Below are 16,403 nucleotides of genomic sequence, written 5' to 3' on the forward strand. Positions count from 1 at the left end.
GGATGAACGATACGGGAGAGACCCGCCCGGGGCGGGAGCCGAAGAAGCAAGCAACGGAAAGGGGTCAACTTTCCGGCGAATCTTTCAGGCAAAAGGACCGTATCCGGACAGAACTCTGAAAAGTTGACGTTCGGCCATTGCCATTCGCCGCGGCAAGAATGGGGAAGGCAAATCGCCTGAGCGTCATACCGAAGGAGCAAAACCCCGCCAAGGGCGCGGGGCGGAAACTCTCAGGTCAGCAAACAGGGCATAGACTTTGGTCATGCGCTGTTTTTTTTATCCGCGAATGCGGCTGAAGGGATCCCGGTTGGCGAAAATCAAAGGAGGGGTCATGGAATGGAAAAAGCGAAACGTATCAGCAGGCTCGGCACGGAAAACGCCTTTGAGGTTCTGGCGGTCGTGAACCGACTGGTGAAGGAGGGCCGGAGCATCGTCAGTTTCTGCATCGGCGAGCCGGACTTCGACACCCCGGCCCATGTCAAACAGGCCGGAATGGAGGCGATCGCCCGGAACGAGACCCATTACGGCCCGTCGGCGGGCCTGATTTCTTTCCGGGAGGAGATCGCCGCCTATATCTCCAGGACGCGGGGGATCGCCGTGGACCCGGAGGAAGTGGTGGTCACGCCCGGCGCGAAGCCCATCATCTTCCACGGGATCCTCGCCTGCGTCGATGAAGGGGACGAAGTGATCTATCCCAATCCCGGTTTTCCGATCTACGAATCGATGATCAACTTCGTGGGGGCCAGGCCCGTTCCTGCGGCCTTGCTGGAACGGAAAGGCTTCAGCTTCGACTTGGATGAGTTTCGCCGCTTGATCACGCCCAGGACCAAGCTGATCATCTTGAATTCGCCCCAGAATCCGACCGGCGGCGTCTTGAGCCGGGCCGACCTGGAAGCCGTCGCCGAACTGGCGATCCGCCACGATCTGTGGGTCATCTCCGACGAAGTCTACTCGCGGATCCTCTATGAAGGGGAGTTTGCCAGCATCGCCTCGCTGCCGGGGATGAAAGAGCGGACCATCCTGATCGACGGCTTCTCCAAGACCTACGCCATGACCGGCTGGCGGCTGGGCTACGGCGTGATGAACCGGGATCTGGCCAGGGACATCGCCCGGCTGGAGACGAATTGCGAGTCCTGCACCGCCACGTTCACGCAATATGCCGGGTTGGAGGCGCTGCAAGGGCCGCAGCACGCTTCAGACCGGATGGTGCAGGAGTTCAAGGAACGGCGCGATCGGATCGTCGACGGCTTGAACGCTATCGAAGGGATTCGCTGTTTGCGGCCGCAAGGCTCCTTTTACGTCTTCCCCAACGTGACTGAGGCTTGCCGCAGGCTCGGCTTCAAAGATTCCAAAGCGCTCCAGGAGTATCTGCTCTTCGAGGGCAGCGTGGCGGTACTGCCCCGGACCTCCTTCGGCCGGAAGAATGACGGCGAGACCGAGGAGTACATCCGGCTTTCCTACGCCACTTCCAAGGAGCAGATCCGCGAAGGGCTGCGTCGGATCAAGGAGGCCCTGGAAAGACGGGCCTGACTCTCCGGGCCGGAGCCGCCATTCCCGAATGATCCGGCAATGATGGCGGCCCTCCCGGGCCGGCGGCTCCGTGAAAAAACCTTGGCTCCTTCCGGAGCAAGGTTTTTTTATCGATGGGGTTCCCGGCTTTCCCGGCGTCCAACCGCGGCTCGCCCAAGCCGCCGCGCGGCGCAGGTAGCGCTCCATTGAGGGGCGAAAGGAAGCGGTTTTCCAACTGAATGAGCATGCGCAATCACTGCGCGAGCGTGCCCAGTTACTGAGCAAGCAAGCTTAGTCACTGTGGAAGCATGCCCGGTTGCTGCGTACCCATGCGCGGTAACCGCGCGACCATGCCCGGTTGTTGCGCATGAATGCACAGTCACTGTACGAGCATGCATGGTTACCGGGTAACCATGCACAGTTACCGCGCGAACATGCGCAGCTGCCGGGGAAGCATGCCCAGGAACGATGAGAGTATCGTCGGCAATTCCGGGAGCTTCTTCGGCAACGGCGCGGGCGGCGTTCCCCGGATTCCATGGCCAAGGGGGAGGGACCGGTCCCGACTGGCGTTACCGCACCACCATATTTTCTCGGCGCAAAGCTGCGGAGAGAGCGGGATCTTGAGACTTGACGTTTCCGGCCGGAGAAGCTAATATGAAAATGAAGTTACTTTTTTAGATAGATAAACAAAGTCGATGCGGCAACGGGACGATCCGCCGGCCGGCTTCACAACCGGAAGGCGTTGGCCGGAGGATCCGGCCGGGGGAGGACTCTGATGACACGGCGCGCGAGGACGGGTCTCATGGCCTGGATGGCGCGGGTCTCTAGTTTCGAGCCGCGCGACTGGAAACACGGAGCGGATGGGGCGATAGCATGAAGTGGACGAAGACCGCCAGCCATAGCCGGGACCTCAAAGTGCTCAACCGGATGCTGGCACTCAATACGATTCGGCTGCACGGGCCGATTGCCCGTTACGAAGTGGCCAAGATGACCGGGCTGGCCGCGCCGACGGTGACGGTGATCGTCAATGACTTGATCGGCATGGGCATCGTGCAAGAGACGGGTCATGGCGCGTCCAGCGGCGGACGCCGGCCGGTGATGCTGGAACTCGATCCCGCGGCCGGCTATATTTTTGCGGTCCGCATTCAACAGGGCGAGCTGGTCGCCGCCGGGATGGACCTGGCCGGCGGCATCCTGGAAAGCCGGCGTCAAAAGCTGGAGACAACGGTTCCGGGAGAGGTGGTCGCGGCAATCGGAACCGCCTTTGAACAGTTGGTCGCCGACCTGCATATTCGTACTTCCAAAGTGCGCTGGTGCGGGATAGCCGCGCCGGGGCTGGTCAACTCGCGGGAAGGAATCGTCGAGCGCTCCTCCAATCTGGGTTGGAGCAAGGTCCGCCTAGGCGAGCTGGTGTCGGAGCGGCTGGGCGGGACCCCGGTCCATGTCGAGAATATCTCGAACGCCGCGGCCCTGGGAGAAAAGAGCTTCGGCAGCGGCAAAGACTGTTCCAATCTGATCTTCCTGAACCTGTCGGTCGGCGTCGGGGCCGGGATCATCATTCATAATGACTTGTTCGGCGGCAGCCGCGGCTATGCGGGGGAGGTCGGCACGGCCGGCATGCCGGACGCGCCGGAGGGAGAATGCTCCCGGACCGTGCCCTCCTGCTACCGTACCTTGGAGGAGCAATGCGGCGTCCGGGGGATCCTGGAGCAGGCGAGGGCCGCCGTCCCCGAATCCGTTCTGGCGGCCCACGGCCTCTCCTCAAACAGCCTCAGCCTCGAAGCACTCCTCCAACCGCCGCTCGCCGCGGTTCCGGCCGTCCGCCGGATCATGGAGGAAGCCAGCCGGCTGGTGGGCATGAAAGTGGCGGAACTCATGAACGTATTTGACCCCGAAATGGTGATCCTCGGCGGCGAGCTGGCCCGCTGCGGCGGCCTGCTGCTCGATGAGATGCTGCGGATGGTCGAAGCCCATGCCTTGCCGGAGATTCGGGAAGCGGTCCAAATCGTCATCTCTACGATGCCGGAGGATCCGCCGCTGATGGGAGTCTATGCATTGGTCCTGGACCAGTTGTTCTATTCCGAGGAATGGATCGCCGGCGAAAGGTAGATTGAGACGCGGGGCCGGCATTAGAAGCGTTGTGATAAACCCTGTCCGAAGGCCAGGGTGAACACAAAAGCTCAGAAAAGCAAGTGATAAAGTCGTTTTTTAGGCCATTGAAAGGATGGTTTCCGAATTTGAGGACTTTATCACATGGCTTTTGGAAGGAGAAGTGTATGAAACCGGCGATATTGCTCACCAATGGGACGTTGTTGACACCGCTGCGGGTGATCCCCCACGGCGCGGTTCTGGTGGAGGGGACCGGATCCGGGAATTCGGCCCGGCCGAGGCGTTCAGCTTTCCTGAGAATGTCCAGGTGGTGGATGTCCGGGGGGCCTCCGGTCGAAGGGCAAATTTATTACCAAGCGCCGGAGCCCGCCCCGTGAGCGAATCAGTGAGCCCGAAGCCGGATTGGACTTAGACCTCCGCCGCCAACAGCGGGGAGGAAAGAGAAAATTCATTATCACAGTGCGAAAAGGAATGAGTAAATCATGAGTTTGAAAAGACTGACCGTCGATCGTTTGGCGGTTGAAATCTACGATACCCGGGAGGCCATGGGCGCCGCTGCCGGCGCAGCCGTGGCCCAAAAGATGATCGAACTCCTAACGGTGCAGGACTCGGTGCGGATGATCTTCGCCGCCGCGCCTTCCCAGAATGAATTTTTAGACGCGCTCGCTCGGGCCGGGAGCATCGACTGGTCCCGGGTGACTGCTTTTCACATGGATGATTACCCGGGACTGCCCGACGCCGCTCCACAGCGGTTCTCCTCGTTCTTGAAAGCGCGCCTCTTTGACCGGGTTCAGCCAGGGCGGGTCCATTATTTGATTCCGCCCGCTTCGCCGCTGGCGGGCAAGGGGGCGCTTTGGGCCATGGGCGATGCCGTCGCCGACGCCTGTGACCGTTACGCCGCACGACTCAGCGAACGGCCCATCGACATCGTCTGCATGGGCATCGGCGAGAACGGGCATATCGCCTTCAATGATCCGCCGGTGGCCGATTTTCACGATCCGAAGCTGGTGAAACTGGTGGAATTGGAAGAAGCTTGCCGGTTGCAACAAGTCCATGACGGGTGTTTTGCCACCTTGGAAGAGGTTCCCACTCATGCCCTGACCCTGACCATCCCCGCGTTGATCGGCGCGCGGTGGCTGTATTGCATCGTCCCCGGACCGGCCAAGCGGGAAGCGGTCACGCGGACGCTGAACGACCCGGTCGGCACCGCTTGCCCGGCGACGATCCTGCGCCGGCATCCCCAGGCGCGCCTTTATCTCGACCGCCAGTCGGCGCCGCGCGATCCGGCTACTGAGCCATGAGGACTAAAATCCATCCCAGGCTGGTCTTTTCTTCCCGGGCCAGCGGCGGAGATTTCCGCGCCGCATTATCATTCGCAGCGGCCCATCATTTTGACGGCATCGATTGGAATCTGGATTATTTCCGGATCGCCGCCGCTTCCAACGCTCGGAAGCTTTTTACGGAAGCGGTGCTGAACAGCGGGCTCCCGACCCGGTTTCACGCGCCTTGCCAGGACGTCGAGATCGGACACGCCAATCCGCTCTATGCGGAGGCGGCTTTGATCTATTTGAAGATGTATATCGATTTCGTGAAGGTTTTTCCGGAGACCCACTTGAATCTGCACATCGGGTCGCGTAGTATTCCCGAGACGGAATTGTCCTGGGAGACCGCCCTGCATCATCTGAAGGAACTGGTTCGCTACGGCCGGGAATGCGGCGTCACGGTTTGTCTGGAAAACCTGAAGAAAGGCTGGACCAGCGATCCGGAGCGATTGGCCGCCCTGGCCGCGGCGTCCGGGGCTATGGTCACCCTGGATATCGGCCATGCCCGGGCCTTTCTGAAAGCGGCGCAGCTTTCGGTGAGCCTGGAGCAGTATATCCAGCCTTTTGCCCACCGCATCCGGAATTTGCACCTCTATGAGATTGAAACCGTTGCGGGCCGGCACCAGGAGCCGGAGAACCTGGAGGCGATCGGACCGATTTTAAATTGGGCGTTGGAGCATGAGATCCAGTGGTGGGTCCTGGAACTCAGCGATTTTGACGAAGCCTTGCGTACCAAGAGGTTGCTGGAAGCGGCGTATCTTGCCGAAAGACCGGCTGAAATCGCTCACCAAAAAATTTTGAAGCGGATAAACTAACAGTGGGAAGCGCAGTCCAATTTGGGATGAAGAGAGTGATAGAGCCTCATGCAGCGGTTTGAGATTCAAGGTGGAAATGCCCTTCAGGGGAGCTTGGAAGTGAGCAGCAGTAAAAACAGCACTTTAGCGTTAATGGCCGCCGCCGCGCTGGGCACGGAAGAAGTCATATTAAATCCGGTCCCCCAGATCAGCGATGTCTTGACCCTGAGTGAACTGTTACGAAGCCTGGGGGCGAGTGTCCGCTTCGAGGAGAATGCGCTGCTGATCAACGGGGCCGCGCTGGACCGCTATCAGCCTCCTTACGAGATAACCCGGAAGATTCGAGGCTCCGTCTATCTGGCCGGGCTTCTGCTGGGCCGGTTGGGCCAAGCGGAGGTCGCGCTGCCGGGCGGGGATGAGATTGGCTCGCGTCCTATCGACCAACACATCCGCGGTTTCCAGGCGCTGGGAGCGGAAATCACCGTGGAGCACGGGATGCTCATCGGGAAAAGCCGCGGTTTGCGGGGGGCCAATATCTTTATCAACCGCAGTAGCGTCGGGGCGACCATCAATCTGATGCTGGCGGCTTGTTTGGCGTCGGGCGTGACGATCCTGGAGAATCCGGCCCGCGAACCGGAAGTGATCGATACCGCGGTCTTATTGAACCGGATGGGAGCCAAGATCCGTGGCGCGGGAACCACCCGGATTCGGATCGACGGGGTGGCCAAACTGTCCGGGTATGAACATGCGCCGATCCCGGACCGGATCGAAGCCGGCACTTTTCTGATCGCGGCAGCGGCGGCAGGAGGGGATGTATGGGTCACCAATGTGATCCCCGATCATCTCCGGATGCTCATCGCGAAACTACGTGAGGCCGGAGCTGGCGTTATCGAAACCGAGAATGGTTTGCGGATTACGGCGCGCCGGAAATTGCGCGCCGTGGATGTCGATACCGACGTTTACCCCGGTTTTGCCACCGATCTGCAGGCTCCGTTCGGAGTATTGCTGGCGCAGGCGGCTGGAACGGGCATCATCCGCGAGAATGTTTTTGATAATCGCTTCCGCTACGTCGATGAGTTACGCAGAATGGGCGCTGAGATTAAAGTGGAACATGAAACCGCGGTATTCCGCGGCGTCGAGCGGCTGAGCGGCGCGCCGGTGGACGCCACCGATATCCGGGCGGGGGTGGCCCTGGTAATTGCCGGGTTAGTCGCCGAAGGATTGACCCAGGTTTTCCGGATCGAACATATTGACCGTGGCTATGTCAGCATTGAAAAAAAACTGAGGCAGCTGGGAGCCGAGATCCAACGCATGCCCCCGGGGGCAGCGCCGGTTCTCTCCAATAACCCTTGATTTGCCTCACCGCAAGCGCCTCGATTACAGATTGTTAACTAAATTCAAATATTCCTTCTCCCTCTTCTGATACTGAATGCCGGTGGGGAAGCTTCCTCTTCACCGCTATCGCCTATCAATCCTGGATTTTTTTCAAAAGCAATGAAAAGACCGGTCCGGAATCGGATATAAAACTATGAATGAATATGGACTTCGGGATATTCATTCTTCGCCGCGCCGTTTTTCAATAATTTAAAAAAGATGTAAACTGATCTCGGATCAGACCGATAAATTTATTAGAATGCTTCCAAGCATGTGAATGGGAAATGGGAATCCCGAAAATCTAAAAACAGCGATGGGTTCGTAGCATCATCAACGCAACTGCGTTGATTTTGTTTTAATGGTTAGGAACCGCAATTGAAAACCGTTCACGAAAGAAGGGTTGCTATTGCCGAATCATTTGACGGGAAAATAAAAAAGGGGCCGGACATTGCGATGCCTTTAAGGGATAATCAGGCAAATCAAAAGCAGATCATGGAGGATGACGATGAAGCAGCTATTCGATGGGTTGAAAAAGAACATGACCCAAGCTACCTCAAAATTCAAGCGATTTCCCAAAATTCCTTGGTCAAAGATACTTCACGGAGTCGCGAAACTGCAGAAATTCACCCAATGGTTTCAAAACATGAAGATCGGCGTCAAGTTGTTGGGCGGTTTCATATTCGTCGCTTTACTCGCCGGGGCTATTGGATTGATTGGCTCCATTCATCTCCGGGTTATGGGCGAAAATGAACAGCGGATGTGCCAGAAAAACACCATCCCTCTTTATTTTATGGGCCTCGCGGTGATCGATTTTGAAAAACTCCTTAATAATATGAAGACTTTGGTAATTGTCGATTCGGACCAGGAAATTTATATTTCGGAGATTGAAGCATTAGATCGCTCTATCCAGGACGCGGTCGCCAAGTTTCAAAAAGACGGCTTTTCGATCCAAGCGGACAGCCTTACCTTCGCGTTGAAAAAATTCGATGAATACCAGGCGACCTTCATTGACCTGATTAAGGCCAAACAAAAGAAGCAAGCGCTGGAACTGATGAATGGCGATTTAAAATCCCAGGCGCAACAGGTCGAAAGCATTATTAAGAACATCTATGACATGAATGTCAGTCAAGCCAGTCAAACGGCGCTGAACGATACGAAAGCGGCCAATCAAGCCGGATATCTGATGATGATCATCGCCATCATCGGGATGTTGATCGCGATCGGACTCGGCATTTTATTCGCGATGGCGATTGGGCGCCCGGTGAAACGCTTGACGGGAGCGGCCGAAAGACTGGCGCTGGGGGATACGGAAGTCGAGGTTGTCGCGACTTCCACCGATGAGATCGGACAATTGATCCGCTCGTTCATCAAGATGGTGGACAATATCCGCGAACAAGCGAGTGTGGCCCAGCGGGTTGCCGCCGGCGATTTAACGGTGGAAGTCGTCCAAAAATCGGAGCAGGATATTTTGGCCCTCAGCATGAAACAGGTCGTACAATCGCTTCATAATTTGAATGACGAAGTAACCCGTTTGACGGGCGCCGCCATGCAGGGCAGGCTGGATACCCGGGCCGACGGTAGCGGGCTGGGCGGCGATTTCCGGAAGATTATTGAGGGCGTTAACAAGACTCTGGACACGGTTGTCGGCAATTTCGAAGCGATTCCCGCGCCGATCCAATTCATGGACAGTCAGTTGCGGATTCAATACATCAATCAAACCGGGGCGGACTTCGTCGGGAAGAGCAAGGAAGAGTTGGTCGGAAAGAACTGTGCCGATCTTTGGCAGTCGACCAAATGCGGAACCCGGGAATGCCCATGTCAGGTGGCCATGGAGCAAAACTCGACCTACACTTGCAGCAATGATGCAATGATCGGCGACCACGAGGTGAGCATTTTCTGCGCCGCGGCTCCTTTGAAGAATGACCAGGGCGAGGTCGTCGGTTCCTTCGAATTTATGACCGATCAGACTGCGATTACCAAAGCCATGCGGATAGCCGAAAAAGTAAACCAGTTCCAGAAAGACGAAGTTGCGAAGCTGGTTCAGGGATTGGGCAAGTTGGCAGCCGGTGACCTGGACTTCACCATCGAAGCGGCCCCGGGCGATGCGGACACTTTCGAGGTCAGGCAGAATTTTGTATTGATTCATCAAGCGTTGCACCAGAGCATCGCGGCGATTCAACAACTGATCGCCGATACCGATATCCTCGTCCAGGCGGCGACTGCCGGCCAGTTGGAAGTCAGGGTCGACGCGGCAAGGCACGGCGGAGACTTCGGGAAGATCGTCGCCGGGATCAACCGGACTCTTGATGCCATTGTGGAGCCTCTCAACGATGCCAATCAAGTGTTGCGAAAGATCGGAATGAATGATTTTACCCTGGCGATGGACTCCGAAAAATATCAGGGAATGCTGCGGCAGTTTGCCAAAGAGATCAATGAGGTCCGTTCCGGTTTCCTGGGAATCCAGGAGATCGTGGTGGCGGTCTCGCAAGGTGATACCGCTCGCTTTGAGGAAGGCGAGCGGCTCAGTCGGCGTTCGGAGAATGACCAGTTATTGCCGGCCATCAATACCATGATGCAAACGATTCGCGGCCTGATCCAAGAAGTGACCCGCTTGACCGAATCGGCGATTAATGGCGATTTGAAGGTGCGGGGCGAAGCCGCCCGGTTTACCGGCGGCTATCAACAGATTGTCACCGGGTTCAACCAAACGCTCGATGCGGTCATTCAACCGGTCAACGAGGCGGCCTCGGTTCTGGAAGAGATCGGGAAAGGAAATCTGGCGGTCCAAGTCCAGGGAGACTACCGGGGCGATCACCGCAAGATCGCGGATGCCCTCAATCAGACGATAAAAACCCTGAACGAAGTTTTGGGAGAGTTCGGCAAAGCTGCGGATCAAGTCGCTTCCGGAGCCCGCCATGTCTCCGATTCCAGCCAGGTGCTGTCGCAAGCCGCTACGGAGCAGGCCAGCACAGTCCAGCAGATTACCGCCTCGATGGCTGAGATCGCAGACCAAACCCGACAGAACGCGACTCATGCCAGCCAAGCCAATCAGCTGGCGCTCGCCGCCAAGGAACAAGCCATTCAAGGCGATGAGCAGATGCTGGCGATGCTCACCGCGATGACGGACATCAATGAAGCGTCGCGGAATATCTCCAAAATTATCAAGGTAATCGATGAGATTGCTTTCCAAACCAATATCCTGGCCCTAAACGCCGCGGTCGAGGCGGCCCGGGCCGGCCAGCACGGGAAGGGATTCGCGGTGGTGGCTGAGGAGGTTCGGAATCTGGCCGGCCGGAGCGCCAACGCGGCCAAAGAGACGACCACGCTGATCGAAGGCTCGATGAAGAAAGTGGCGACCGGAACCAAGATTGCCAACCAAACCGCGGATGCGCTCAACCGGATCGTGGAGGGAGTGACCAAGGCCACGTCGCTCGTGGGGGGGATTGCCGAATCCTCGAATGAACAGGCGACCGCCATCACCCAGGTCAACCAGGGCATCTCGCAGGTCGCCAGGGTCACCCAGACCAATACGGCTACCGCGGAAGCGAGCGCTTCAGCCAGTGAAGAGATGGCGAGCCAAGCCGATCTGCTGCGGCAGATCGTCCAAAAATTCAAGCTGCGTGGGGAAGCGGAGCATAACCGGCACTCGGCCGCGCCGGATCAGCGCAGCAAGAAGGGTTCGGAATTGGCCCGGGAAACGATTGCCGGCGGCCTCCGGCAGGCCGCGGCCAACAGTGAAAAATCCCGGAAACCGGATGCCGGTGAGTTCGGAAAGTATTGAAAAAGCGTGGAGTAAATTTGGCCCGAACTATTGATTTTTCAGCATCAAACATGCTATGATAAAAGGCAATTAAATATCCATTGGACACTAGGGGAGTCGGATAGGTCCGGCTGAGATTAAGAACCGTTGAATTCTTTCACCCTTCAAACCTGATCTGGATCATGCCAGCGAAGGGAAGTGATTTGCGCAGGCCCATTGCAATAGCTGTCGCTCAAGCACAGACCGTTCCCGGTTTGTGCTTTTTTATTTCCGCATGGAACCATCGTATTTTACGAAAAGGGGATATTTCATGAAGAAGGCTTTAACCATCGCCGGTTCCGACTCAAGCGGCGGGGCGGGCATCCAGGCTGATTTAAAAACATTTGCCGCTCATGGCGTCTTCGGCATGAGCGCCATCACGGCCATCACGGCCCAAAACACCCAGGCCGTTCTGGCCGTGGCCGAGATCCCGGTGGAGATTGTCGGCCGGCAGATCGACGCCATCTTTGAGGATATCGAGGTGGATGCGGTCAAGATCGGCATGGTATCGCGGCAAACGACCATCATACGCATCTGCGACCGGCTGCGCCACCACGCGGCGCGCAATATTGTCGTGGATCCGGTGATGGTCTCCAAAAGCGGCTGGAACCTGCTGCAGCCGGATGCGTTGGCGGCGCTCCGCAGCGAACTCTTACCGCTAGCGACCGTTCTGACGCCGAACATTCCGGAAGCGGAGATCCTGGCGGGGATGCCCATCCATGACCTGGACGGGATGGCCGAGGCCGCGGCCAGAATCCAAGGATTAGGCCCCGCCTACGTGCTGCTGAAAGGAGGGCACTTGCCGGATAATGCCACGGACATTCTGTATGACGGGAAAGAAATTCATGCGTTGCGTGCCGCCCGGATTGACACCAAAAACACGCATGGCACGGGTTGCACGCTATCGGCGGCGATCGCGGCTAACCTGGCCAAAGGGATGGAGGTCAAGACGGCAGTGGCTGAGGCCAAGGAGTATCTGACCGGAGCAATCGCCCATGCCCTGGCGATCGGCAAAGGGGTCGGACCCACTCATCATTTCTATGACTTATATCGGAAAGCGGGCTGGTTGGATCAGTTCTAAACTCACGATTGCGGGATTTCAAACATTGTATCGGACTTGAGAGGAGAATGGATCAATGCAGAAACTTCAGGCTATTGCTGACCTCCTGACAGAGGTCAAAACGAAAAAACCTTTAGTGCACCATCTTACCAACTATGTGACGGTGAACGATTGCGCCAACATCGTGTTGGCCCTGGGCGGGTCACCGGTAATGGCCGACGATGCGGCCGAAGTGGAGGAGATGGTGGCCATCGCCTCGGCCCTGGTGCTCAATATCGGCACCTTGAACGGACGGACCATCGATTCGATGTTCCTGGCCGGGAAGAGGGCCAACCGGCTCGGGATCCCGGTGGTGTTGGATCCGGTGGGTGCGGGGGCCACAACCTTGCGGACCGCTACCGCGCTCAGATTGGTCCAGGAGATCGAGCTGGCGGTGGTGCGCGGCAATATCGCGGAGATTACGGCCCTCGCCGGAGGCAGCGCCCAGACCCGTGGGGTTGATGCCGCGGGTCCGTGCGCCGACGCGCCGGGGATCGCCGCCGCGCTGGCGCAAAAGCTTGGTTGCGTGGTGGCCGTCACTGGCGCGCAGGACGTGGTGGCCGACGGCAGCCGGATTGGGCTCATCGACAACGGCCATCCCATCTTGGCCAGGGTCACCGGGACCGGTTGCATGGCCACTTCGCTGGTGGGCTGCTATGCCGGGGTCACCCGGGACTATTTCCGGGCCGCCGCCGCCGGAATCATCACCATGGGACTGGCCGGGGAGAAAGCTTTGGCAGCTTTGGCTCCCGATGACGGGATCGGCAGCTTCCGGGTCAAGTTATTGGATCAGATCGATCGCTTGACCCCGGAAGAATTCATCCAAGGGGGAAAATATCATGAGGCGTGAAGCGGCGATCGATTATTCACTTTATTTGGTGACGGACAGCGGTCTCCTGGCGGGCAGAGACTTTTGCCAAAGCGTCGCGGCGGCGCTTCGCGGCGGCGTCTCTCTGGTCCAGCTGCGGGAGAAAGACCGGGGGACGCGGGACTTTTTTGAATTGGCGGTCCGGGTGAAAGCAGTCACCGACCATTATGGCGTGCCCCTGATCATCAATGACCGGCTGGACATCGCGCTGGCGGTCGACGCCGCCGGGCTCCATATCGGCCAGGAGGATCTTCCGGCGGGGCTGGCCCGCCGTTTGCTCGGATCCGGCAAGATCTTGGGCGTCTCCGCCGGCACGCTGGACGAGGCCTTGGCGGCGGAGGACGCCGGTGCGGACTATCTGGGGATTGGAGCCGTCTTCCCCACCGGCACCAAACAAGACGCCCGGGAAGTGGGCCTGGCGGGGTTGCGGGCCGTCACCGCCCGGGTGGGATTGCCCGTGGTGGCCATCGGCGGAATCCAGGAGCAGAATTTACAGTCGGTGCTGGAACAAGAAGTAGCCGGAGTGGCGCTGGTCTCGGCCATCCTTTGCCAGCCGGAGATCGAGCAGGCCGCCCGGAGGCTGCGCGGTTTGGTGGATGGCTGGCGTAACCTTGCCGTCTAGCGGCTGAAGGAGACGCGGCGCCTGAGCCGCCGGCGTTTTTCAAAATAATTTGGTTTGTATTATGACCCGGATTCTTTTATAATAAATAAGGTTGGACACTCATTCGAACCGAAGGAGACTTTGACCTTGAAACTGGGAATCGTCGGATTGCCGAATGTCGGCAAGAGCACGTTATTCAACGCTATTACCAAAGCCGGCGCGGAGAGCGCCAATTATCCGTTCTGCACCATCGACCCCAACGTGGGTGTCGTGGCCGTCCCGGACGAACGACTTCAAAAGTTAGCTGAGATGTATGATCCCGATAAGATCACGCCGACCGCCATCGAGTTCGTGGATATCGCCGGGCTGGTGAAGGGCGCCAGCCGGGGCGAGGGCCTCGGCAATAAGTTCCTGGCTCATATCCGGGAGGTTGACGCCATTGTCCATGTGGTGCGCTGCTTTGAGGATCCCAACATTGTCCACGTGGACGGCTCGGTCGGACCCAAGCGCGATCTGGAGACCATCAATCTGGAGCTGATCTTCGCCGACCTGGAGACCTTGGAGAAACGGATGGAGAAGACCAACATCTCCCTGAAGACCCATGATCCCAAGTTGAAAGCTCAATATCAGGCGGAGATGGCCATCTATGAGAAGATGAAAGCCGGTCTGGAGCAGGGTATTCCCGTCCGGGCCATGGAGTTTAACGAGGAAGAACGGGCCGTGGTCCGCCAGGCTTTCTTGCTCACCGACAAGCCGGTCATCTACGCCGCCAACGTCGGCGAGGAAGAGCTGGGAGCCGGGGCCGAGCGGAACCCCTTGGTAGCCGAGTTGCGTTCTTGTGTCGAGACGGAGAATGCGGCCTTGATCCTGATCTCGGCCCGGATCGAAGAAGAGATCGCTCAGTTGGACGAGGATGAACGCCAGGAGTACCTCGGGGAACTGGGCTTGACCGAGTCCGGCCTGGACCAGTTGGTCAAAAAGAGCTACCAGCTGTTGGGATTGATCAGTTTCTTGACCGCCGGGAAACAAGAGGTCCGGGCCTGGACGATCACCCGGGGGACCAAGGCGCCCCAAGCGGCCGGTAAGATTCATTCCGATTTCGAGAAGGGCTTCATCCGGGCCGAGATCGTCAGCTACAACGATCTGATGGCCTGCGGCTCGTATGCTGCAGCCAAGGAGAAGGGGCTGGTCCGGCTGGAAGGCAAGGAGTATGTGATGCAGGACGGGGACGTGACTCTCTTCCGTTTCAATGTCTGAACAAGTTAGGCTTGCTACGAAACAAACGCCCAAAACTCCGTTATTCTCCGGAGCTTTGGGCGTTTTTGGTTATTACCGGTCGGGGGTTCTCAAGTGGTCGAATCGGGTAACTCCTTATCCCGGATGTCCGGATGATCGAGGGTATAGCGTTCGGCCCGGAAGACCCCGTTCTTTTTGATGACGCTGTCATCCCCGGAAGTCTGCCCAAAGGGATTGGTGTAGCTCCAAACCGTTTTGCCGCGCCGGGTCACCTCGAAGAATCGGCCGTTATAGCCGTTGCAGATCAGGGTATTGCCATTGGGCAGCCGCTGCGCGCCGGAGATATAAGCCGAATAGAAACTGCCGGACGATCCGGCGCGGTACTTCCAGAACGAACGCTCCGGTCCGTAACGCTGCCGTTTCCCAAAGACGTAATTGCCTTGAGCGTCGAGCGGCGGCTTGATCTCCACGACCGTGGAATAGCCTTTGCCCTTGCCCGAACGGTTGAGGCCGTTGTTGAAGAGCAGGATATGATCCTGGCCGGGCAGTCCCTTGGCGATCCACTTGGCATCGTGTTGGCCGAATAATTTTTGGTCTTCCGGCCCTCCGGCTCGGTATGTCCGGGGATTGCCCCAACGGTACAGAATATCGCCGCCCTTGCCGTAGCGGCCGCCCTGATGGCCGGCTGCTTCCGCCGTGGTGGTGCTGTGGTCGATGACCCAGATTTCATTGAAGCCGTGGACCGACAGCAAGATCTGGTCCAGCTCCGGATGGTAATCGATGGCGTTGATATGGGTCCAGTCGGCGATTCCCGCGGCATTGGTCATGGTCCCGACAAAATTGATGTCCACCAGTTCGGGGTGGACGCCGACATCGCCGTAGTTTTCCTTGGTGGGATCAAAATCCTGCACCAGATGATCCCAGAGATGCCATTTCCAAACGATCTCGCCGCCGGAGGGAGTGGGCTTGACTTCGATCACGTGATCCGGCCAAAGTTCGTTATCCTTCAATAACTCGGGATCCCGTCCCGCGGCCACGGCCGCGGCGGCCGACTTCCGCTCCCAGGCGATCATCAGAATGTTGCCGTTGGGAAGGCGTTCGATGTCGTGATGCTGGCGGTAGCGCTCATTGGAGTAGGTGTATCCCCAGCGGACCTTGCCGTCCCAATCCAACTCCTCCACCTTGCCGCCCGCGCCGCCGGCGGCGAAATGTCTTCTGCCGGACGGCGCCGACTTGGCCGTCCGCAGCAGGTGGCCGTCGTCCAGCAGATAGACGGCGATTCCCGGCAGGTGGCGGCTGGGCCATTGATGAACCACCGCGCCGTCGTTATTAATCAGGTAGGTCGTGGTGGAGTTCAGCGGGGCGAATAACGTATAGCCTTCGTAGGGTTTGGCGGCCGGCTCGCTCCAGAGGTAGAGCGCCCCGCTGATCAATAAAACCGCGGCCAGACCCAGACCGATCGCCATTCTTTTTTGCAACGCGGTCCATCGCGCCATGGCCGTCGTGAATGCGTTGGTATTCAAACTGCCTCACATCCTATTTCAAGTATTTTTGTGTTCCCGGCCGTCCCGGATCTTCGGATTGAAATATTTTTTTAATCTGAGTATCAAGTTTACTCAGCAAACACTATATGGTTCTGTACCCCCAAGTAAGGAGAACCCTATCTGTCACTTTGAATAAAGGAATTGGAGG

The 16,403-nt window shown here is 58.1% G+C and carries 13 protein-coding genes and 2 riboswitches; of the genes, 12 read left to right on the forward strand and 1 reads right to left on the reverse strand.

Annotated features, from left to right (window positions below; all coding sequences use genetic code 11):
- Window positions 1–2 precede the first annotated feature (2 nt).
- Window positions 3–110, forward strand: a riboswitch (glycine riboswitch).
- 226 nt (window positions 111–336) lie between these two features.
- From EDC14_RS22405 to ychF, 12 genes are all read left to right on the forward strand, one after another.
- A complete protein-coding gene (locus EDC14_RS22405) occupies window positions 337–1,530 on the forward strand; it encodes a pyridoxal phosphate-dependent aminotransferase (protein WP_132016609.1) in 1,194 nt (397 codons plus the stop codon).
- 852 nt (window positions 1,531–2,382) lie between these two features.
- Window positions 2,383–3,618, forward strand: coding sequence for an ROK family transcriptional regulator (locus tag EDC14_RS22410; protein WP_132016611.1), 1,236 nt, complete (start codon window positions 2,383–2,385; stop codon window positions 3,616–3,618).
- Between the two features lie 167 nt (window positions 3,619–3,785).
- Window positions 3,786–3,995 carry a hypothetical protein gene (locus EDC14_RS22415; RefSeq protein WP_132016613.1) on the forward strand — a complete coding sequence of 70 codons (210 nt, stop codon included), beginning with the start codon at window positions 3,786–3,788 and terminating at the stop codon, window positions 3,993–3,995.
- 105 nt (window positions 3,996–4,100) lie between these two features.
- Complete coding sequence (locus tag EDC14_RS22420; RefSeq protein WP_207930775.1) at window positions 4,101–4,919, forward strand: 6-phosphogluconolactonase; 819 nt, start codon at window positions 4,101–4,103, stop codon at window positions 4,917–4,919.
- Window positions 4,916–5,755 carry a sugar phosphate isomerase/epimerase family protein gene (locus tag EDC14_RS22425; RefSeq protein ID WP_132016617.1) on the forward strand — a complete coding sequence of 280 codons (840 nt, stop codon included), beginning with the start codon at window positions 4,916–4,918 and terminating at the stop codon, window positions 5,753–5,755. Before EDC14_RS22420 ends, EDC14_RS22425 begins: the two co-directional genes overlap by 4 nt.
- Before the next feature lie 48 nt (window positions 5,756–5,803).
- Window positions 5,804–7,087, forward strand: a complete 1,284-nt coding sequence (murA, locus tag EDC14_RS22430) for a UDP-N-acetylglucosamine 1-carboxyvinyltransferase (protein WP_132016619.1) — start codon at window positions 5,804–5,806, stop codon at window positions 7,085–7,087.
- 396 nt (window positions 7,088–7,483) lie between these two features.
- Complete coding sequence (locus EDC14_RS26930; protein ID WP_165908235.1) at window positions 7,484–7,858, forward strand: hypothetical protein; 375 nt, start codon at window positions 7,484–7,486, stop codon at window positions 7,856–7,858.
- Window positions 7,752–10,889 carry a methyl-accepting chemotaxis protein gene (locus tag EDC14_RS22435; RefSeq protein WP_165908236.1) on the forward strand — a complete coding sequence of 1,046 codons (3,138 nt, stop codon included), beginning with the start codon at window positions 7,752–7,754 and terminating at the stop codon, window positions 10,887–10,889. The genes EDC14_RS26930 and EDC14_RS22435 overlap by 107 nt, the downstream gene beginning before the upstream one ends.
- A 79-nt stretch (window positions 10,890–10,968) precedes the next feature.
- A riboswitch (TPP riboswitch) is annotated at window positions 10,969–11,082 on the forward strand.
- A 96-nt stretch (window positions 11,083–11,178) separates the two neighbouring features.
- Window positions 11,179–11,988, forward strand: a complete 810-nt coding sequence (gene thiD, locus EDC14_RS22440) for a bifunctional hydroxymethylpyrimidine kinase/phosphomethylpyrimidine kinase (RefSeq protein ID WP_132016623.1) — start codon at window positions 11,179–11,181, stop codon at window positions 11,986–11,988.
- A 55-nt stretch (window positions 11,989–12,043) separates the two neighbouring features.
- A complete protein-coding gene (thiM, locus tag EDC14_RS22445; RefSeq protein ID WP_132016625.1) occupies window positions 12,044–12,856 on the forward strand; it encodes a hydroxyethylthiazole kinase in 813 nt (270 codons plus the stop codon).
- Window positions 12,846–13,496 (forward strand): thiamine phosphate synthase, encoded by a 651-nt coding sequence (thiE, locus tag EDC14_RS22450; RefSeq protein ID WP_132016627.1) that lies wholly within the window; start codon window positions 12,846–12,848, stop codon window positions 13,494–13,496. Before thiM ends, thiE begins: the two co-directional genes overlap by 11 nt.
- A gap of 126 nt (window positions 13,497–13,622) precedes the next feature.
- A complete protein-coding gene (gene ychF / locus EDC14_RS22455) occupies window positions 13,623–14,732 on the forward strand; it encodes a redox-regulated ATPase YchF (RefSeq protein WP_132016629.1) in 1,110 nt (369 codons plus the stop codon).
- An 89-nt stretch (window positions 14,733–14,821) separates the two neighbouring features.
- On the opposite strand, the gene EDC14_RS22460 is transcribed toward ychF, so the two are convergent.
- Window positions 14,822–16,234 carry an aryl-sulfate sulfotransferase gene (locus EDC14_RS22460; protein WP_132016631.1) on the reverse strand — a complete coding sequence of 471 codons (1,413 nt, stop codon included), beginning with the start codon at window positions 16,232–16,234 and terminating at the stop codon, window positions 14,822–14,824.
- Between the last annotated feature and the right edge of the window lie 169 nt (window positions 16,235–16,403).

It is taken from the genome of Hydrogenispora ethanolica (assembly GCF_004340685.1).
GTDB lineage: Bacteria > Bacillota > UBA4882 > UBA8346 > UBA8346 > Hydrogenispora > Hydrogenispora ethanolica.